Origin of the sequence: Psychrobacillus sp. NEAU-3TGS (genome assembly GCF_029955155.1) — a bacterium.
Taxonomy (GTDB): Bacteria; Bacillota; Bacilli; order Bacillales_A; family Planococcaceae; genus Psychrobacillus.
The window spans coordinates 22,074-41,830 of sequence record NZ_JAPNOZ010000011.1 but is presented as its reverse complement, the minus strand read 5'-3'; the positions used below and the strand labels follow the sequence as shown (position 1 = coordinate 41,830).

22 protein-coding genes and 4 pseudogenes are annotated in these 19,757 nt (G+C 34.5%); 18 read left to right on the top strand and 8 right to left on the bottom strand.

Annotation, left to right across the window (positions count from 1 at the left end; translation table 11 throughout):
- Positions 1 to 155 precede the first annotated feature (155 nt).
- The 5 genes from OR571_RS12760 to OR571_RS12740 all read left to right on the top strand — a co-directional run bounded on the left by OR571_RS12760 (position 156) and on the right by OR571_RS12740 (position 3,492).
- Positions 156 to 626, top strand: coding sequence for a DinB family protein (locus tag OR571_RS12760; RefSeq protein ID WP_282243219.1), 471 nt, complete (start codon positions 156 to 158; stop codon positions 624 to 626).
- Positions 627 to 800: 174 nt separating this feature from the next.
- Complete coding sequence (locus OR571_RS12755; protein ID WP_282243217.1) at positions 801 to 1,334, top strand: sigma-70 family RNA polymerase sigma factor; 534 nt, start codon at positions 801 to 803, stop codon at positions 1,332 to 1,334.
- The gene (locus OR571_RS12750; RefSeq protein ID WP_282243215.1) at positions 1,334 to 1,738 is read left to right on the top strand and encodes a PadR family transcriptional regulator; all 405 of its coding nucleotides are present in this window, start codon (positions 1,334 to 1,336) and stop codon (positions 1,736 to 1,738) included. Before OR571_RS12755 ends, OR571_RS12750 begins: the two co-directional genes overlap by 1 nt.
- 7 nt (positions 1,739 to 1,745) lie before the next feature.
- Positions 1,746 to 3,056: an FtsW/RodA/SpoVE family cell cycle protein gene (locus OR571_RS12745; protein WP_282243213.1), complete on the top strand. Its 1,311-nt coding sequence runs from the start codon at positions 1,746 to 1,748 to the stop codon at positions 3,054 to 3,056.
- Positions 3,057 to 3,108: 52 nt separating this feature from the next.
- Positions 3,109 to 3,492 (top strand): hypothetical protein, encoded by a 384-nt coding sequence (locus tag OR571_RS12740; RefSeq protein WP_282243211.1) that lies wholly within the window; start codon positions 3,109 to 3,111, stop codon positions 3,490 to 3,492.
- Between the two features lie 67 nt (positions 3,493 to 3,559).
- Here OR571_RS12740 and OR571_RS12735 read toward each other — a convergent pair whose 3' ends face one another.
- The gene (locus OR571_RS12735) at positions 3,560 to 3,973 is read right to left on the bottom strand and encodes a hypothetical protein (RefSeq protein WP_282243209.1); all 414 of its coding nucleotides are present in this window, start codon (positions 3,971 to 3,973) and stop codon (positions 3,560 to 3,562) included.
- A gap of 67 nt (positions 3,974 to 4,040) precedes the next feature.
- Here OR571_RS12735 and OR571_RS12730 point away from each other — a divergent pair, with 67 nt between their 5' ends.
- The gene (locus tag OR571_RS12730) at positions 4,041 to 4,214 is read left to right on the top strand and encodes a hypothetical protein (protein WP_282243207.1); all 174 of its coding nucleotides are present in this window, start codon (positions 4,041 to 4,043) and stop codon (positions 4,212 to 4,214) included.
- Between the two features lie 83 nt (positions 4,215 to 4,297).
- On the opposite strand, the gene OR571_RS12725 is transcribed toward OR571_RS12730, so the two are convergent.
- Positions 4,298 to 5,809 carry a LysM peptidoglycan-binding domain-containing protein gene (locus OR571_RS12725; protein WP_282243205.1) on the bottom strand — a complete coding sequence of 504 codons (1,512 nt, stop codon included), beginning with the start codon at positions 5,807 to 5,809 and terminating at the stop codon, positions 4,298 to 4,300.
- Between the two features lie 513 nt (positions 5,810 to 6,322).
- Here OR571_RS12725 and OR571_RS12720 point away from each other — a divergent pair.
- Together OR571_RS12720 and OR571_RS12715 are read left to right on the top strand one after the other, a co-directional pair.
- Complete coding sequence (locus OR571_RS12720) at positions 6,323 to 6,514, top strand: GNAT family N-acetyltransferase (protein ID WP_282243203.1); 192 nt, start codon at positions 6,323 to 6,325, stop codon at positions 6,512 to 6,514.
- Positions 6,515 to 6,600: 86 nt separating this feature from the next.
- Positions 6,601 to 7,146 (top strand): GNAT family N-acetyltransferase, encoded by a 546-nt coding sequence (locus OR571_RS12715; RefSeq protein ID WP_282243201.1) that lies wholly within the window; start codon positions 6,601 to 6,603, stop codon positions 7,144 to 7,146.
- Positions 7,147 to 8,048: 902 nt separating this feature from the next.
- On the opposite strand, the gene OR571_RS12705 is transcribed toward OR571_RS12715, so the two are convergent.
- From OR571_RS12705 to OR571_RS12695, 3 genes are all read right to left on the bottom strand, one after another.
- A complete protein-coding gene (locus tag OR571_RS12705; protein WP_348775045.1) occupies positions 8,049 to 8,606 on the bottom strand; it encodes a uracil-DNA glycosylase in 558 nt (185 codons plus the stop codon).
- 115 nt (positions 8,607 to 8,721) lie between these two features.
- Positions 8,722 to 9,375, bottom strand: a complete 654-nt coding sequence (locus tag OR571_RS12700) for a bile acid:sodium symporter family protein (protein WP_282243199.1) — start codon at positions 9,373 to 9,375, stop codon at positions 8,722 to 8,724.
- A 26-nt stretch (positions 9,376 to 9,401) separates the two neighbouring features.
- Positions 9,402 to 9,689, bottom strand: coding sequence for a hypothetical protein (locus OR571_RS12695; protein WP_282243198.1), 288 nt, complete (start codon positions 9,687 to 9,689; stop codon positions 9,402 to 9,404).
- Positions 9,690 to 9,828: 139 nt separating this feature from the next.
- Between OR571_RS12695 and OR571_RS12690 the strand changes: the two genes are divergently transcribed.
- The 7 genes and pseudogenes from OR571_RS12690 (at position 9,829) to OR571_RS12660 (ending at position 13,543) form a co-directional block, all read left to right on the top strand.
- Positions 9,829 to 10,638: a class I SAM-dependent methyltransferase gene (locus tag OR571_RS12690; RefSeq protein WP_282243197.1), complete on the top strand. Its 810-nt coding sequence runs from the start codon at positions 9,829 to 9,831 to the stop codon at positions 10,636 to 10,638.
- A gap of 38 nt (positions 10,639 to 10,676) precedes the next feature.
- The gene (locus tag OR571_RS12685) at positions 10,677 to 10,961 is read left to right on the top strand and encodes a hypothetical protein (protein WP_282243196.1); all 285 of its coding nucleotides are present in this window, start codon (positions 10,677 to 10,679) and stop codon (positions 10,959 to 10,961) included.
- A gap of 35 nt (positions 10,962 to 10,996) precedes the next feature.
- Complete coding sequence (locus OR571_RS22960) at positions 10,997 to 11,158, top strand: DUF2197 domain-containing protein (RefSeq protein WP_142538547.1); 162 nt, start codon at positions 10,997 to 10,999, stop codon at positions 11,156 to 11,158.
- A gap of 62 nt (positions 11,159 to 11,220) precedes the next feature.
- Positions 11,221 to 12,033: pseudogene (locus tag OR571_RS12675) on the top strand (NAD-dependent epimerase/dehydratase family protein); the annotation flags it as partial.
- A gap of 56 nt (positions 12,034 to 12,089) precedes the next feature.
- Positions 12,090 to 12,251 (top strand): annotated as a pseudogene (locus tag OR571_RS12670) (SMI1/KNR4 family protein); the annotation flags it as partial.
- A gap of 29 nt (positions 12,252 to 12,280) precedes the next feature.
- Positions 12,281 to 12,745: a GNAT family N-acetyltransferase gene (locus tag OR571_RS12665; RefSeq protein WP_282243193.1), complete on the top strand. Its 465-nt coding sequence runs from the start codon at positions 12,281 to 12,283 to the stop codon at positions 12,743 to 12,745.
- 51 nt (positions 12,746 to 12,796) lie between these two features.
- The gene (locus OR571_RS12660) at positions 12,797 to 13,543 is read left to right on the top strand and encodes an aminoglycoside phosphotransferase family protein (RefSeq protein ID WP_282243191.1); all 747 of its coding nucleotides are present in this window, start codon (positions 12,797 to 12,799) and stop codon (positions 13,541 to 13,543) included.
- Positions 13,544 to 13,719: 176 nt separating this feature from the next.
- Here OR571_RS12660 and OR571_RS12655 read toward each other — a convergent pair.
- Positions 13,720 to 13,959, bottom strand: a pseudogene (locus OR571_RS12655) (chromosome condensation regulator); the annotation flags it as partial.
- Between the two features lie 207 nt (positions 13,960 to 14,166).
- Positions 14,167 to 14,940 carry a Cof-type HAD-IIB family hydrolase gene (locus OR571_RS12650; RefSeq protein WP_282243190.1) on the bottom strand — a complete coding sequence of 258 codons (774 nt, stop codon included), beginning with the start codon at positions 14,938 to 14,940 and terminating at the stop codon, positions 14,167 to 14,169.
- A gap of 153 nt (positions 14,941 to 15,093) precedes the next feature.
- On the opposite strand from OR571_RS12650, the gene OR571_RS12645 reads away from it, so the two are divergent.
- Both OR571_RS12645 and OR571_RS12640 read left to right on the top strand, forming a co-directional pair.
- Complete coding sequence (locus OR571_RS12645; protein ID WP_282243188.1) at positions 15,094 to 15,621, top strand: ClbS/DfsB family four-helix bundle protein; 528 nt, start codon at positions 15,094 to 15,096, stop codon at positions 15,619 to 15,621.
- Positions 15,622 to 15,742: 121 nt separating this feature from the next.
- The gene (locus tag OR571_RS12640; protein ID WP_282243186.1) at positions 15,743 to 16,621 is read left to right on the top strand and encodes a phosphotransferase family protein; all 879 of its coding nucleotides are present in this window, start codon (positions 15,743 to 15,745) and stop codon (positions 16,619 to 16,621) included.
- 94 nt (positions 16,622 to 16,715) lie between these two features.
- Here OR571_RS12640 and OR571_RS12635 read toward each other — a convergent pair whose 3' ends face one another.
- The gene (locus OR571_RS12635) at positions 16,716 to 18,365 is read right to left on the bottom strand and encodes an ABC transporter substrate-binding protein (protein WP_282243184.1); all 1,650 of its coding nucleotides are present in this window, start codon (positions 18,363 to 18,365) and stop codon (positions 16,716 to 16,718) included.
- 99 nt (positions 18,366 to 18,464) lie between these two features.
- On the opposite strand from OR571_RS12635, the pseudogene OR571_RS12630 reads away from it, so the two are divergent.
- A pseudogene (locus tag OR571_RS12630) lies at positions 18,465 to 19,704 on the top strand (MDR family MFS transporter).
- The last annotated feature ends 53 nt before the right edge of the window (positions 19,705 to 19,757 follow it).

Genomic DNA, 19,757 nt, shown 5'->3' with positions numbered 1-19,757 from the left:
GATTTTTTATTCAATAGAAACAATTAAATGGTGGAGTCATAAAATATGTGTGTACTATCAATAATATAATACGCATAATTTGTAAGGCGGAAGGATTTTTACATATATATGTGGAAATTAGAGTTAGAAGCAGAAATTAGAGGGGGATTTTATAAATGGAACAAACTATTTTGCATCATATGGAAACGGTACGAAGTATAACGATAAAATCTATAAATACAATACCAGAAGAGATAACAGATATTGTTCCTGAAGGCTTTAATAATAATATTCGTTGGAATTTTGGACATATTGCATTTGTGCAAGAAAGACTGGTATATAGTGTTTTAGGTGAAAAAACGAGTCTCCCAGTAGAGTATGAGAAATTTTTTGGTCCAGGAACAAAACCAGCTGATTGGAAAGAAACTCCTCCAACACTCACGGAGATCTCTTCTATACTAGCTGAACAAACTGAAAGAATAAAAAGATTCGTTCCAGAACGCTTTTCCGATAAACTGCCAACTCCATTTACAAATCGGATGGGTATCTCTTTCTATACCCTTGGTGAAACTCTATTGTTCAGTTTTTACCATGAAGCAATGCATATGGAAACGATTAAAAGAATATACAAAACTATTTCTAATTAAATATTGCTAGTATAGTTTGTAAAATTTAATCCCCTTTAAGTAGTCAGTGTATGCAATGATACGCAGTTACTTAAAGGGGATTTTATGATGGCAATGCTTGTATTAGAAATTTATTGTAATTAAACAAACCTTCCAGATAGGCACATCGTCTAATGAATTGAGAGGAGGGGTACTGTGGAAGAAGTATTCGAAAAAGCAGTTGAACTAGAAAATCGGAAAGAACTAATGTATGAAATGATGAACAAATATGGTCAAGATATATTAAGGCTTGTCTATTCATATGTGAATAACAAAGAAGTCGCAGAGGATTTAACCCAAGATATATTTGTGAAATTTTATCAATCTATACATACATTTAAAGGGAAATCTAAACTGAAAACTTGGTTGTGGCGAATTGCTATCAATCATTGCAAAGATTTCTTAAAGAGCTGGTACAACAAACATGTATTCATTGCAGAGCATACGGAGAATAGTCCAACGAAAAAAGAAATCGTGGAAGAAGTAATTATACAAAAAGAAACGGATGATCAATTAATCGCTGCACTAATGACATTGCCTATTAAATACCGGGAAGTAATCTATCTCTTTTACTATGAGGAACGACTTGTGAAGGAAATTGCCATACTAACGGAAGTAAGTGCGAATACAGTTAAAACGAGACTCAGACGTGCCAAGCAACTTCTGGAAGAGCGATTGGGGGAACAATAATGGAAGAACGTTTAAAAAAGTTGAAAAAATCGATGGATCAAACGACATTTTCGGAACTAACTTTTGATGAACAGCATCGTAAGGCAATTCAAGAAAAAATAATGAAAGAAGAAAATGAGGATACGATTTTTATAGCAGTGATGCAGCTGCTTGTTCAAGAAAAAACAGGTTACGAATTAGTGAAATTATTAAGAGGGCGGGGCATCCGAAAATTTGAAGAAAATGAAGGCATATTATATACATTCCTGCATCAGCTCGAGCAAGAAGGCTATTTGAATACACGCTGGAACGATTCAAATATAAAACATTACCGACTAAATAATAAAGGAACAAAACTGTTACGAAAATCGGAAAAACAATCAATACCTAAACCATTTGCATTTAAAGAATTAGTAGAGAGGTGAGATACAAATGAAAAACAACAAGCAATCCTATTTAATGGAAGTGCAAAACCAAATCCGTTCAAAGGAGGCTAAGGAATTTGTATCGGCTGAACTGAATTATCATATTACAGCAATGAAAAGCGAATGGATTAATAAGGGTCTAAATGAAGAGGATGCAGAAGAAAAAGCAGTTAAGCAAATGGGAAACCCTATAACGCTTGGGCAAAGGCTTAACAAGCTACATCGACCAAAAGTAGATTGGTTTACAATAATATTGCTAGTTATCACGTTAGGTTTAAGTTTTTTACCGATGCTTTCTCTCGGCAATTTTTTTAGTGATGAAGCGATGAGTATGGGCTATTGTTCTAAACATAAAATCTTATTTGTTATCTTAGGTGGTATTATAGCATTTGGTATGATGATGTTTGATTTTGGAAAGTTAGAGAAGAAAGGTTGGCTGTTTTACGGAATTGGAATAATCATTCTTTTCATAATAAGATTTTTCTCAACAGGAATAATTAGTGGTACTTCTGTTATAGAAATCGGACCTTTAACAATTGAAAGCTTGATGGCTGTTCCCTTTTTGTTTTTTGCATGGGCATCTTTTTTCAATGATAAGAGACTAAAAATTTGGCAACTGGGTATTTTGTTTTTTATTCCTTGTTACTTTATTTTTTCGCTGCCAAGTATTTCAACAGCTTATATTTACGGTGTCATGGTTTTCGTCATGTTTTGTTGGAGTCAATTTAGTCGAATGACAATTTTATCAGTAATAGGATTAATTATTAGTTCATTTTTTATTATTAGTATCATTTTCTGGCAAGCTAGTTTACCTTATCAGAAAATTAGATTGCTTGCATTTTTAAATCCTGTACAGTATGAAGATAGCGCAGGTTATATGATATTGCTACTAAAAGAGCTACTGGCAGGAGCAGGCTGGTTTGGAAATGCTACAAAAACAGAGTTCATACCGGAATTTCATGCTGACTTTGTTTTTGTAAATCTTACTTCATACTTTGGCTGGATTTTTGCGATTGCGCTCGTTTTTATACTATCTTTATTCATCGCAAGAATTATTGTAATTGCTCGTAAAGTGCAGCATTCATATGGGAAGCTATTACTTATTGGGGTAGTAGCCCTTTATAGCGTTCAGCTTGTTACGAATATTGCAATGATGCTTGGGTTTCTCCCGTTGATTTCTATGTCACTGCCATTTATTAGTTACGGTTTAATGCCTACTATCTTTAATTCCTTTTTAATCGGTGTCGTGTTAAGTGTATATCGACGGAAGGATTCGGTCGCTAGTGGTTTTAGGTCAGTTCCAGTTCATGGTAAATGATTTTTTGAAACCAAATCCCTCCTCACAACGACTAACTGGTTGGAGGTGGGAAATGAATAAAGTGATTGTAAGTTTAATGATCATTACATGTGCAATCTATTTAACTAGCTGCTCCGGTGCGGAAACTGAAGTCACAGTTTCTAAAAATCCAGATGCAGAGGAAGTTTTACGTTTAGATTCACATGCAGATATTTTTCAATGGGAGGGGTTAATTTATAAAACTAATATCGACTGGGTGAATGAAATCGAACTTACTAAAGATGAATTGGTAGGAGAAATAGAAGAAGTTTACGATAATAATCTTAATTTTAAGGACGGAATAGCAAGCAAATTGCCAATAGGAGCGAAAATCTTCTCCACAAAAGAGCGAGAAGATATTTTATTGGTGTATTACAAAGGGAAAACTAAAAAATACTTAGCACTCGGCGAAGGATAAAGGGAGCAGATGTCTCCCTTTGTGTCGTCAATATGTAAAAGTAAAAATGAACTAATTCGATGTTTAACTATAGACGATTGGGAGTAATCACTTGTATGGTAAAAGCCTGTTGGTCAATATGATTTTTTATCATCATGTCGTTGAAAATCTGTAATATTTCTGATTGCTGATGCTCTGAAATTTCTTTTATATTATTTAGAATGATATCAACCCTAATATCATTGGAAGAATATAACATAGCCGCTATGGAATACTCGTATCCCGCTCTTTCCATTTCTATCCTCACTTGTTCAAAGAATCCTCCATCTGTATAAAGGTACTCTTGAACATCGTATAAAGCTTGCTCTTCCTCACCGGTAATTTGAAAAAGGGATTCTTTTGTTTCTTTTTTCGATCCAGATGGCTGAGGGTACATAAATAAAGCAACGAGCATTAATAGAAAGAAACCAAAGCTGCCTATAAGGCGATTCCATCTCCTCACATTGCCCCTCCTATAGCGTTTATTCAATTATATGTTTACATAGTTGTATTAATAACCACTTGCCGATATGTGGGCAGATTCAGTGGATGGATATATTACTTCTGACTATAAGATAGCCTGTTCGCTTGCTTTTAGATTAGCTTCTCTAGAAGAATTTAAAGTAAATTCAGCTGGTAGTGGTTTAAATCAGTATAAAGTATGGGTGACTTCAGAAAGAGATATAACAATTGAAATCCAATAAAGTTAACGCTAATAAAGATATAAAAAACAAGCTGAGTCCATGTATATATGTACTCAGCTTGTTTGCAATGTTCTTCTCTAAAATTATTTATTAAAATGATATACATCCCAAATATCAGGTGTTTCGGAACCAACGTACCAAGCGGCTATACCACCCAGATTATATTGTTTTGCTAGGTCAATTCGTAGTTGCATAGATTGTTTATCTTCTACCCAAATTTGATGCATCTCACCATTAGTAGTGTATTCTATATAGTTTTGTTGCGTAGTTGAATCCCAAGTTTTTTGGAGACCTTTGGAAGAAATAATTTGCTCCACTTCACCCATTGTGCGGTCTATACTTTTCACTTTTTTTGTAGATAAATTGGTGATCCATTCTCTTGTGAAGAAGGGGACCGCCAAAACGATTTTTTGTGAGGGTACTTCCTCCATTAAAAGCTCCACCCCTAGTTTTGTCCAAGGCATAGAAGCTACAGAACCAGCTTTCGGACTGCCTCCCCAATGCTCCTCATAACCCATCATTATTATATAGTCAGCTATCTTTCCTAGCTCTTTACGGTCCAAGCTACCGGACCAAAAAGGGTCGCTGTTTTCGCGTGTGACATCTACAGAGACTTTAATTTCATGAGGCTGAAGTGCTTTTTTCAGTTCCGTTATGAAAAGAACAAAATCTTTTTTGTTTTTCGGATCAATATTTTCAAAGTCTACATTGATTCCGTCACTTTTTGTTTGAACTAAAGAATTCTTTAGCGCTGACACTAGTTTTTGACGATTCCCAGCATTACTTAGTACTTTGTCAGTCAAAATTGGATCGAATTTATTTCCAATTAGTGGCCATACTTTCTTGCCGTTACTATGTGCAGCTTGTAGATATTTTGAATCGGATGCAATGGTAACAAAATTGCCCGTATTATTTAACGTATACCAACGAGGTGATACTACATTTAAATTTGGATGATTTAATTGTTCCGTATAATTTTTGGAACTTCCATTATACTTCCACCCCATGACGATACGTTCCTGCGTCTTTAGTTGTAAGAATGACTTTTTAACCCATCCTGTTTTACCACCAAGTAACTGAACTTGTACGTAGTAGTCAGGGAGTTTTAATTTCTGTCCGATATCCAAGTTGGAAGATCGTAAATTGTTCAATTTGGTTAATTCATTTATAGATACTCCATAGTTTTTTGAAATCTTCCATAAAGTATCATCTTTAATAACAGTATATAGGTTGTACTTTTGTGGAATGATTAATTGTTGTCCGATACGAATTTCTGTAGTGTAGAGCTTATTTGCTGTTACTAGGTCATTCAGTGAAATGCTGTATTGGTTTGAAATTTTCCATAATGTATTCCCTGGAACTACTGTATGAATAATAGTAGTAGAAGAGTCTCCCGAAACAGTCGATAGAAGGGATAATTCTTCTCCTTTATCTAAAGTAGTGATAACCGAAGAACCTTGTTTAGGCATACTTAATGCATTTACGTTATCTGTTAGAACAGTTCCGATTGAAAGTGAATTCGCTGCAGCTAAACCTTGTACAGGTCCTGCATATAAAAGTAAAATAAATAGAATAATAGGTAGTATTTTTTTCACTTAAACCCATGCTCCTCTGGTTTGAAAGTATTATTATAACTCTCCTAGATTACTATGGATGAAGACTAATAGATACAGGTACTTTGTGGTAAGGAGACCAATTACAATAAACTAATCTCTCACTCTGGAATTAATAAAGGTTTTGGGAGAAAAAACAAAATTGAATAGGTATTGGAAGTTTCTATGATTTATGCACTCCACCTTGCTATCAGGAGTGTAAAAATTAAAATTCTAATTGTCCATCGAGTAGGAAGAGGAAATTGTACGAAGTAAGATACCTAAAAGAAAATGAAAAGAATTTTTTTCTAGAAATGCTTTATGAATCTATATATTGAAGAAGAGAGAAAACCAAGCATAGAAGTACTCCTATATACCAATGAATTAATAAAATACCATCAGGATTGGGGAAGAAAAGGGGATACGGTATAAGTTGCTACTGATGATCATCTAGGAACACCTATTGGAGCAGTGTGGTACAGATTATTTAGCAGTGAAAAACGTGGGTATGGTTATGTGGACGATTATACTCCCGAGTTAGGAATTGCACTAAAAAAAGAAGCAAAAAACAATAATTATAGAAGATTATCATTAAGTGTAGATATTGCTAACACTAATGCTATAAATCTTTATCGTAGATTGGGTTTTGTTGAAGTAGGTGGTGAGGGAAATTTAATCACTATGCTATCGGGGAACAGCATTGATTAATTAGATTATATCTTTAAGCTGGAATAGCAATGTGCATTATTAAGCGAGACAACTCAATCGAATTTTACATAAAGGATGAGGAAAAGATGGAAATGGATCAAAGAGAATTTCAAATTAAGGGAATAGGTTACATAATACGACCAGCAATAAAGAAAGATGCAAAGGAACTATCTGAAATTAGGGTACAAATTGATGGAGAGACCGAGAATCTCGATAGAGAAAAAGGAGAAGCCTATATAGACACACTTGGTTTTGAGGAACTAATTAATGCGGATACAAAAGAAAGGAATAATCTTTTTTTAGTTGCCGTTATGAATGACAAGATTGTGGGATTTTCAAGATGTGAAGGAAATCTCTTAAAACGCTTTGCTCATAAAGTGGAGTTTGGAGTTTGCGTATTAAAAGATTATTGGGGCTACGGTATTGGAACAAACCTGTTAAAAGAATCTATTGGTTGGGCGGATTCAAACAAAATTACTAAAATTACACTACAGGTTATTGAAACAAATGTAAAGGCAGTAAATCTTTATAAGAAATTTGGTTTTAAAATAGAAGGTGTACTAGAAAAAGATAAAATTCTTTCAGACGGCAAATACTATAATACCATCGTTATGGGAAGGTTTAATGGGTAGAGATGGTTCTCGTTTTTTATTGTTTTAGGAAACTATAGAAGATTTAGAAATGTGAATAACTTTTTTAGGAAGCATAATTAACTGCATGCTTTAATTTAATCGTGGTATAGGGAAACTGCGCGGTCGAATGTTTTAAAATGACCGCTAGGATTTTAGCTGCAGGCGGGCGCTTTCCGCGGGGCGGGCGGTGAGCCTCCTCGTCGCTGACGCTCCTGCGGGGTCTCACCTGTCCCGCTTAATCCCGCCGGAGTCGCCACCTTCCGCTACAATCCATAAGGATAACGCTAACTAATTAGCGTCACTGTTTAACAAATCAAACTTCTACATAGATTTTCCGCTTATTAAATACCAATAAGTGGTGTAACGCGACATAACATGCTATGAACGCGACAAAAAAACTCGGTGCGGATGCGACATAGCCGATCAAGCTGAAGCTTTTTATAAAGTAATCCTAAATAATGTCCATAAATATTGCCATCACATTTCAAGTAATCTTGTGTTATGAAAAAATGGTTGCTCTCAGGGGTAATTTGGTTGCTTTCAGACTAGATCTAGTTGCTCTTAACATTCGTTTGGTTACTAGAAAGTTGACTATAAATAAAAAAGAAATTACCATTGATTTTCACTGCAGGCGGTGACTCCTATGGGATGAGTGGACTAATGAGCCAACCCAACGACGACCAAAGCGGAGGGGATGGCTCATCACTCACCCCACGGAAAGCGTACGACTGTAATGAAAATCACGGCGGACACATAATAAAGCTTTACCGGGCAGTTTCCCTATTATGTGCATTATTCCATTTTATTTTTAAAATGAGCTAAATTGGCCAGAGACAAGTGCTTTAGCAATTGTGTTCTTCGTAGGAAGTAAAAAAAATCATCATTAAAAACCACTTCATAATTTAGAGATTTAAACTATGAAAGCGTTCTGCTACAAGCGTCAAGTCCTCCAAAAATAAAGCACGTAAATTAGGACGACGCCTAATTGCAAGTGGATGATAGGCGACTGTTGTCTCAAATCCTCGTACATTGTGCCAACTGCCTCGCAATGATTTCACTTCGGCTTCTGGGTTTTGAAAAAAGGATTGGACCGCTACGTTGCCTAAGCAAAGAATAATGTGAGGCTTTTTTTCTTTTAGCTGCTCTTCTAAATGTCCCATACAAATTTGACGAACTAACTCTTTATCATATGTACGGACGGGTTTTCTTTTAAGGATGAAAGTAACATACAAATCATCTATATTTAAGCCGGCTTCATTAGCCACTTCTTGCAGTGTTTGCCGCGTCCCGCAAACAAATGATTCACCATCACGATTCTCACGAGCTCCTGGATTATCTAGAATAATCATAATCCGCGCTTCCGAATTCCCTTCACCCCAAACCATCCGGGTCCCTTGTTTATAAAGTCCGCATTCCTGGCAATTTATAAGATGATCGGGGGTCGGTTCCTCCTTTAGCATTTTTTGGCAAAATCTAGTCATTATATTCAGCTCTCTTTGACTTTTATTTTCAATAATGAAAGCTTTCCATAATACAGTGGAGATTAAACAAGTATTTAAAACACTTGGGTCAAAGTTATTTGCGTTCACTTATTTCTGGCACAACGTCATTCTTTAACTGCATTTTTTGAATCACCTTACTAAAAACCGCAGCTAGCACTTGTTGAAAAAGCATGCCAAAAACTACGGGCATCGCCACTTTTGGTGGGAAATACGTCGTAGCAACAATAACACCAACGGCAATATTTCGCATACCACCAATGAAAACAAAGGTTGTAAGGATGCTTGTATCTTTCCAGATAAATCGGCCAAGCAGCAAAGCAAAGGTATAACCGGAGATAGCGAGAAGAAGTACTACGAATATCACACCGATCAATTCCCAACTAATATCCTTTAGGTAAGGTGCCACTGCACTACTATTAATCATCACTACACCAAAAAGACTCAGTTTTGAAAAAGGTGCTAAGTATTTCCCGAAGTTTTTTCGAATGGAGCCTTTAGAAACCTCATTAAGTATAATTCCAACAATTGAAGGAAGTACGATCATCCAAAGTAAGTCGATGATAATGGACTTTGTATCAATTGCTATACTTTTACCTGCAATTACATCCAATAAAAAAGGCATAACAATAGGAGATAATAACGTATCAATCAATATGATAGATAAACTAAGTGGTAAATGGCCTTTGCACATATTGACCCAAATGACACTTGTAACACCAGTTGGCACAGCAACAGAAATAACGTATCCAACCGTTAATAATGATCATCAAAAATAAGGGTGGATAAGAAATAGGCCCAAATAGGCATCAAAATATGTAAAAATGCAATGCTAAACAAAATAGTTTTCGGATATGTAGTAAATACCTTGATATCATTAAACTTCATACTCAGACTGCTAGAAAAAGTCATAAAAGCAAATAACCAGGGAACTAAAAATAGTAGATGCCCACCCACATCTTCCAGTAATACACCTAGTACTAAACTTAAAGGAGTTAACACAGCCATCCATTTTTGAATAAAGAAATTGAATTTTTGTAGCAAAAGACTTCCTTCCTTCTAATTATAGGGTGTGTACATTATACACCTGAAAAATAGAAAAGAGAGATTAATATATTAAAAAGGAATTTGAAGTGGATATGGAGAATATTACATATTAGTTCAAAAAATGGGGTGGAAATTAATGAGTAACATAATCAACTACTACAATCAATTCGACGAGTGGGGAAGGCTAGATAGAGAACCGATTGAATTTCAAGTAAATTGGCACTATATAAAGAAATATTTACCTACAATTGGACGAGTACTAGATAATGGAGCAGGGCCTGGAAAATATTCAATGAAGCTTGCTGCAGAAGGTTATAAAGTGACCTTAACTGATCTAACACCTAAATTAGTCGATTTTGCAAAAAGTAAAGCTATAGAATTAGGTTTAGAAAAGCAATTTGATGGTTTATATGCAGCTGACGCTAGAAAGCTTAACATGTTGAAGAATGAACAGTTCGATGCATCCTTAATGCTTGGCCCAATGTATCATTTGCAGGATGAACAAGATCGTTTAAAAGCAGTTGAAGAATTATATAGAGTGACCAAAAAGAATGGACTTGTCTTTGTTGCTTATATGCCAAGAGTTAGGCATATCCTTACCTCCCTTTTAGCTCCGGAAAACTGGAAACCAAATAATAATATAGATACGATTGTTCAATTCTCCCAAACTGGTTGCTTTAATCATGCAGATGAAGGGCGTTTTACAGGTGCCTACTATTTCAATATAGAAGACATTAACCCTTTCATGGAATCGCAGGGATTTGAAAGCATACAATTGATTGGTTCTAATATCGGAACCATATTGAACAATGAGAGTTGGAATTATTGGAGAGACAAAGGAGAACAAGAGCTACAAAAAGTAATAGATTTAATCATTGAAAAAGGAGCAGATCCATATATACTTGGGATTTCCTCTCACTTACTTTACATTGGAAGAAAAAGATAAAAGGTTATTTTAAAAAAATTGAAGATGAGGTTTTATTTATGGGGATTTTTTTTGAAAAAGTGGAAAGAAAAAAAAGTACAAAGCCGATTTTTACTATTAGAATCTTACTAAATATTGTGATGGTTATTTGTTTAATATTAGCCTTTGCTAACGAATTAGATATCTTTTATTTTCGAATTGTCATATTACTAGCAGGTGTTGGATCACTTATAGAGGGAATCGAAAGTTACCTTCGAAAAGAAGATAGAAAAGTTTATCTTGGTGAATTCAGCTTTACAGCTATATTGTTTCTTTTTGCGTTTACTCTTTGGAATATGGAGTAGTAGGAGAAACAAGAAATTGAACTGGAGGTTGTTAGATGCTTTTTTATACAGTAACATGTTTGTTTTGCAAAAAAGAGTTCAAGCTTTACGACAATGACCCGCAGTATCAAAAGTTTAAGCGCAATATGAAAGGGAAATTTTCATGTCCTACATGTAAGGAAAGAATCGAGAGCGATGCCAGAAAAATGAGATTTTGAACATACGGTGTTAAAAGCTATATTTATAAAAGGAATGATAATAGTGAAAATGCTTATATTGGGGGCAACAGGTTTTTTTAGGTTCGACTTTATTAGGATTGGCTACTAAGATGCCTAATACCTTCGTAAAAGGTACTTCCCGTTATTCTAATGAGGATGCTCATATTATTCAAGTAGATGTAATAGATAAACAATCTATTGAAAAAGCAATCAAACAAATTGAGCCAGATGTTGTTGTTTGGTCTCTAATGAATGGAGAAAAAGAAGATGAGCTAACTGATATAGGACTTAGGAATTTATTAGAGATGATTGAAAATGAGACAAAACTTATTTTTCTTTCAACAGATGCTATTTTTGTAGATGGTAGAGGTAATTATACGGAATCAGACCAAACGGGTTCGCTTGCCCCGGATGCTCCTTTGTTTACATATGTAACAGCTAAATCAAAGGCTGAAAATATTATTCAGCATAAACATTTAAATAATGTAATAGTTCGCACGGGACCTTTGTATGGAGAGGATTTCAATCAAAAGATAGAACAACGAACACAAATGATGATTAAACAAATAGAAATTGGCGAACAACCTAAAGCTTACGTTAACGTATATAAAATATTTGTACATGTGGAAGATCTAGCAAAAGCGATACTTGAAATTTCAAGTAAACAATTTACTGGAATATTACATATAGGACCAATGCAAAAAGAGAGTTATTACTCTTTTTTTAAGAAGCGATTGTCACAACTTGGATATGAAAATAGTCTTGTCCAACCGTATTTAATAGAAGACGGGCAAATGCCACATTTAGCACATGATACTTCTTTAAACACAGAAAAAGCAAGAACTTTACTTGAAACAGCTTTTCGAGAAGTCTAATTGGTTGGTGAGGAATTTAAGTCTAAGCATCTTAATAAATTGGAGATGAATGGGGAGATGCTGGAAATGGGGACCTATTCGGCTACAGAATATTAAATGGGAGCATTCAAGATGATGAAATTTTTGTGTGGAATCATGAAGACGATAGCAGAACATGGATTGCCTCTTCGTTGGAAAGCTATGTGAAAGTCTGGATTACAGACGACATTAATATTTAAGAAGTATATGAAAATTAAGAGGGATTAAAATGGCATATCAATTTAGAATTATGACACAAGAACAAGCTGAAAATATTGCATTTAATTGGCATTATGATGGAGAATATTCATTTTACGATATGGAATCAGACAAAGAAGACTTAGAAGAATTTTTAAATCCTGAAACAAGGGGAAATTCGACATATGCAGTAACATTTGATTGTAACTTGATTGGTTTCTTTGTTGTAAACAAAGTTGCTGATAGAATTTTTGATATCGGTTTAGGAATGAGTCCTAACTTAACTGGAAAAGGGCAGGGGTTACAATTTCTAAAGGCCGGAATGGATTTTGTTCAATCTAATTATACAGTCGAAAAAATAACTTTATCAGTTGCGACTTTTAATCAAAGAGCGATAAAAGTATACAAAAGATTTGGCTTTATAGATATCGAAACTTTTATGCAAGAAACAAATGGTTGTACATTTGAATTTTTAAGTATGGAATATAATTGTTAGATGAAGTGGCAAGATGTCCATTAATAAACACAAAGTTGGGAGGGATAAAAAATGAAACTGGGGGACCCAATAGCAACAGGAAATACAGCTAAAATTTATCTTTACGAAAACAAGGTTATCAAGATATTTAATGATTATTTGCCCGATACAGAAGCGTTATACGAAGCAAATAAGCAGAAATTTGCTTATACATGTGGACTTTCGGTTCCTAAAATATGGAATGTCACTAAGATAGATGGTAAACAAGCTATTATAATGGAATATATTAAGGGAAAAACGTTGGGTGAGCTCTTAACTGAAAACAGGAAACAAGCGGAATACTACATGCAAGTTTCCATTGAAATACAGCAAAAGATTCATATGATTAAAACAGATCTCCTGGAACCAATGACTGAAAAGTTATGTCGTCAAATAAATTCAGTTGATATTTTAGATGAAAGAAAAAAGTCAAATTTAATAAACAAATTAGACTCAATAACCTTTGAAAAAAGACTTTGCCATGGAGACTTCCATCTATTTAATTTAATCATGTTAAATAACAAAGTGACGATTATTGATTGGGTCGATTCCAGCGTTGGGGATATACGTGCAGATGTATATCGAACATATCTTTTGTATCTCCAATTTTCCGAAGAGATGGCTGAAATGTATTTGCGACTCTATTGTGAGAAAAGTGGATTGTCTAAAAATAACATTTTTCAGTGGGCTCCAATCATTGCTGCTGCAAGATTAGCTGAAAATGTTTCAACTGAAAAAGCGGAACGTCTTTTAGATATAATAAAACAATACTGTCCTTAATAATTAGCGATTCGAGTAGAAATTTCCATCGCCGCTTTTAAATGGTTTAGCTTTTCAGACTTCTATTTTAGTTAGGAGCTGTCATCTTTGGTGCAGATATTTCAATCTAAATCAAGCGAATTGAAGAGTGGTCTTTATGATCCCTCTCCAACACACATTCACAGGATACCTAGAAACTAATAGTCTGGCCGTTGGATGCCGCTCCAGTCTTTTACATCGCATTGTCCATATTCATTATCACCCACAGCAACCACCGTGCCGTCCGATTTTAACCCGACGCTATGGGCACACCCCGCTGCAATTGCCACAATATCACACCATCCACTTACATCACATTGATCATAATTATTATCACCCACACCCATGACAGTACCATCTGATTAAAGGGCGATGGTATGACGGCGTCCAGCAGCTATAGTATCTTTAGGATATCGTTTATGTTTGGGTTTGTCTTCGTGAGTATCCCGAATATCACTATTAATGTTTCTCACCTCACTAATATGTTTACAGTTTAAAGCACTATTCTATTTTAGAATACGAAGGGACTCGATAGGAACTTTTAGGTAACGTAATATGAACTTACTTCTTTTAAGTCTACTGTTAAGTATTGGAGGGGATGTAACTTAAATGATTCCGAACTTTTTTAACGCAAAATCGATGCCGTCTTCATTTGACTTCTTCGTAACGAAATTTGCCACTTTTTTTAAGTTTTCAGATCCATTTCCCATCGCTATACCAAGCCCTACTAATTCCAACATGTCTATATCATTTTCTCCATCCCCAAATGCGATAGCCTCAGATTTATCAATGTCGAAGTACTGTAAAACTTTTAGAATCGCTATAGATTTAGAAACTTCTTCTTGTAATACATTTGATACAAAAGGGTGCCATCTCAAAAAAGTTAAATGCGGAAATTTTAGCATGTATTTCTTAACAGTTTCATCGTTTGCATACAAGCACATTAAGTAAACTTCTTGTTTGTGTATTAAATGATCAACAATAGGGTAGTCATTTAATGATAAAGTTTCCTTTAATGCTTTTAAAGTTTCGGTATTTTTTACACCGTTCATACTAAATTCTTCCGTGAAAAAAGATAGATCTTGATTCTCCCTAGATGCAAATTCAAATACTTCTTGTATTGTTCTGTTATCCATCGGCACTTTATGTATAACCATTTGATCATGCTTCACATAAGCCCCATTTGCTGTGATGAATGTATCTATTCCTAATTCCTTTATTTCTTTACACATGGATAATGGTCTTCCAGTTGCAGCTACCACTATTAATCCTTTGTTTTTTAATGTTCTTATCGCTTCTTTTGTGTTATTCGAAATACTACCATCCGCATGATTCGTAATTGTTCCATCCACATCGAAAAATACTATTTTATATTTCATAAAAATCTCCCCATTAATGAATATAGAACTCTTAATAAACTATAACCCATTCTATCAAAAAAATGGAAGAAACGATTTGTTTATAATTTCTGAATTTTAGCTCGATAACGTATATTCCTGTGCTAAAATAAAAAGAAAAAGGATGGAAAAGTGATGATAAGGAAAGATGAAAAAGAAATGCTCTTACAGAATAGCGATAAGAATTTAAATGCATTATTTGAAATAATTGAATCTGTACCTAGTAGAAGAAGGAATATTTCTATAGAAACGGGAGAAAGAGATAAGAATTTTCGGGATGTAATAATGCATTTGTATGAATGGCATGCGATGCTTGAAAGATGGTATAGAGAGGGGATGGATGGAGATATTCCTTCTATACCAGCACCTGGCAATAAATGGAGTACTATTAAGTTACTCAATATGCAAATTTGGGAAAACTATCAAGATATAACTTTAAATAAAGCGATTAAGAAATTGAAATTAAGCCATGAAAGAGTAATGAATTTAATTAAGTCGCACAGCAATGAAGAAATGTTGACAAAACAATACTATAAGTGGACAAAAACAAGTAATTTATATAGCTATTTTATGGCGAATACTTCGCAACATTACATTTGGGCTATAAAAAAGTGTGAAGTTATTGCAAATTCTATCAACCAGGAGATTTCAATAATGAAATAGTGTATATTCTTTTTTATTACTTATTGAACTAACTAGAATTTTTGAGGAATGGGAATCAGTTTTAAGAACTAAGCGGCAAGATGTGAGTTAAAACATACAAAGAAGATAGGGGTGAAATTGATTGCAACAACTAAATCAAATAATAGATAAATTAAAACTGAACGTGCTTTCAATTGAAGATGTTCCAGATTCTTTTAGCTCAACAGTTTATAAAATAAAGCAAATTAATCAACAAATAGTATATCTGAAAATACCTTATTCTAAAGTAAAATTAGCACGTGAATACGAAGCGTTAGAGATACTAAGTGATACGCTGGAAGTTCCTAGATTATTAGAATATTGGGAAGGGAACGATGAAATAGCAGGAGCGCTTCTGTTGTCAGCCATTAAAGGAGAACCACTCTCCGAAAAAGTGGATGAAAAACTAGCTTTTGATATTGGCGTTAACCATGCAAAATTACATCAAGTAGCTCCACAAAAAAACTATTCATATAAGGGAATTTCAAATGTATACGATCAATGGTCCACATTTCTTGAGAACCAATTTTACAGTTTTGCCGAAGATGTAAAAGATGTGATTCCTGAGGCTTTATATGAACAATCACTAGAACTATTTGAAAAACAGCGTAAATCGCTTCCTCATCCAGATGGACCAAGCTTTATACATATGGATTTTCGTCCAGCAAATATAATAATCCATGAAAATCTAGTTTCAGGAATTATCGATTTTGAGAGTGCTCGCTTTGGTTCAACGGAAATGGATTTTACAAAAATTAATCGCGATATTTTTATGAAAAACCCAGGCACTTTAGAAGCTTATCAAAAAGGATATCAAACAATTCGCCAGCTGATAGATTTAGAAATTGTACTACCGTTTTATCGCTTTACGGATGCATTCAATTCGATTGGTTGGTGTAAAAGGCGTGGAATCCAAAAGCATCAACAATTTTTTGACGAAAATTATGTTACTTTAAAATCTATTCTAACGAATGAACAATAATATCAGTTGCTCAAAGCTGTTCATACATTCTTTTATGTTAAACGCCAGGTTAGCGAATCTATAAAGGATATGCAATCTTGCACATCCTTTTTTCTTAGTCTAATTCTGGACGTACCCATAATTTAGAAAAGTCTACATAGCCAAAATGCTTAATGTTAATATTCATCAAATCTGCGGAAAAAGGTATTTGCCGTTTTGCATAATAAAGGGGAACAATAATGGATTGATCGATTAATTCTTTTTCTACCTTTAGATTTAAATCAGTCCATTCTTCAAAAGGGGTATGTATATATTCCTCTAAATAACTTGCTAATTTCTTTTCTTTTTTGAGAATGCTAGCTAATTTTGAATACCCATTCAGTAAGAAAAAGAAAAATGAAAAATTTTGGTTCATCTCAAATACTTCACCATGTATAAAAAGATCAGCTTCTTCGTTTGCACTATTATTTATCACTGTATCCTTAAAAGACACCCACTTCGTTACAACTGGAACGCCTTCCTCCACCAATAGATTTTTCAACCACAATGTCGTATTTTCTGTGTAATTTACTAATTTTAAAACAAGAGGTTCCGTAAAATCTGGCTTTTTTGTCTTAGGGATAGGGTAGCTTTGACTTTTCCCAATGAGACAGCCTTTATGATTTGGCAGTTTACGAGAACTTGTTAGGGCAATTTCATGTCGTTTTTTCGCAATAATATAATGTAGATAATCACGAATTTCCTTCCGTTGTATCGCAGAATTTCTAAATGTATTCATCATAACTATTCCAAAACCAGAATCGCTTTCTACTTGAAATGTTGAGTGATTCTCTTCTAGTGCGGAGGATCGATACACTACATCAAACTCCTCTGGAACTTGTACAAATTCAATCATGTCGAGTAAAGGTCGTTCTCCAAAAAAATCCTTAAACGCTACTAAAGTTGTTTTCTTTTCATCGTTTTCCTCCATGTAAAAACAACCTGTGCCAACCAATCCACTTTTAGTTTCTTTATAAATGCTTGCATTCATCGTACCAAGCATCTGCAGACAATAACTACATCCAGTAGGGAAATGAATATCGATTACGAGTGGTGCTGCTACTTTTATTTGTTGTACAGGTTTCCAGAGTAGTTGATACTGCGGATAGTTACGTAATTTCCCTAAGCAAGTTACTACATCTTCAGCGGTTAATATGGAACCATCATGGAATTTAATCTCTTTTTTTATATAAAGTCGAACTTTAGTAGAACTGACATCCCAACTATGAGCTAATTCAGGTGAAACGAAGCCCTTTTCATCAACGGCTACCAATCGATTATATAAATTTGCAACCAGGCTGGCGCTATTAACATCGGCAGCCTCTAATGGATGTATGGTCAAAAAAGGGTATCTTCTAGGAATGACAAGCTTATCATTAGTTGATTGATCGTATCCAAATTTTGTTCTAAATTTATTCATCAGACGAAGTTTACTGTCTGGTGACCAATCTAATACTAAATATTTACTGCTAAGTTCTACAGAATCTTCGTCAATCATTTTCATTACCTGTTCTTCAAAAATCGCTTCCACGTTTTTTAGCCATTTAAGTGTAGAAACATTTCCTCTTCCATGACCAGGAATGTATTTTAGCCATCCATCTTTAGTCCACTTTTGTAAACAACGAGCAGTTTGTTTCGGGCTTAATTGAAGTAAATCGGATATTTCTATTTGTTTAATACTACCTGAAGAGACGGACTGCCATAAAGTCAGTAAATGTTTATCCATTAAAGGCCTCCTGTTAAAAGTGGACATAAGTATTGGAAGTGTCCATTTATAGTTAGTTGAGTCTAGTTTAATATACATAAGACAGAGGAGGTTGACAACATGTCTTGGAAAAAGTATCCACAAAACATTAAAGTGCGATTAATTACATCATTTTTTAATCGTGCGGTTTCATCAGCGGTAATGCCTTTTATGGCCTTATTTTTTGCCCAAGAGTTAGATAAAGTGTGGGCTGGTGTCTTTTTAATTTTTACAGTTATCATCAGTTTTTTTGTGAGTTTGATAGGTGGCTATATTTCGGATCGTTTTCCACGAAAACGTGTGCTAGTGCTTACGTCATTTTTAAGTGGTTTCATGTTTTTCTTCATGACTTTAAGCTTAATTCCAATGATAATATTATTTGGCTATTTGCTATTGCGTATGTTGTCTACATTATTACCAGCAGTCTTGGTCGACGGCGATGCATGCTATAATTATTGATTCCACTACGCCTGAAAATAGAAAAGAAGTGTATGCACTCGATTATTGGCTAGTAAATTTATCTATGGCTATAGGAGCGGCACTTGGTGGCTTGCTTTACATAAATCACCAAATGGAGCTATTTGCATTGCTAACTCTTACTTCAATAATCCTTCCAATCGCTTATAAGATTTGGTTGATTGATGAACATACACACACCTTAGAAAAGCGTTATGAAAATGTATTTATTGATTTATTTCAAAATTATAAAGTGGCTTTTCAAGATATCCCTTTTGTTAAAGTGGTAGTGGGTTCTATGTTTATCTTTTCCGCTGAATTTACATTAAATAGCTATATTGGTGTCCGATTAGCAGAAACGTTTCAAGCGGTTCAAGTTGGAGCGTTTGAGCTAGTCGGTGTACGTATGTTAAGTATACTTAATATAGAAAATATGCTGCTCGTGGTTTGCTTCACATTTTTGATCAATAGGTTTACTGATCGGTTCAGCAAGCAAAGGGTATTATTGATTGGTCTGATTATTTACAGTATCGGATACATTACGGTGACTTCAGCAAACACTTGGTATATGCTGATTTTGTTCAATCTAATTGCAACAATTGGCGAATTAGTTTACTCCCCGGTTAGAAATGCAGAACAAGCAAATATGATTCCTGCAGACAAAAGAGGATCCTATTCTGCATTTTCAAATATTTCGTTTAGCGGAGCGGATTTAATCGCTCGATCAAGCATCATCATCGGTGCTTTTTTAGTCCCTACAATGATGTCCGTTTATATTGGCATTATTTTAATGATAGGAATTATCTTTGTGTACACTGGTCTGTTTATGAATCTAAATACTTTTATAAAAAAAGAATTAACATAAATGAGTAAATAAGTACTTTACTCTGTTCACGTATAGCTACGTAGTAAAAAAAG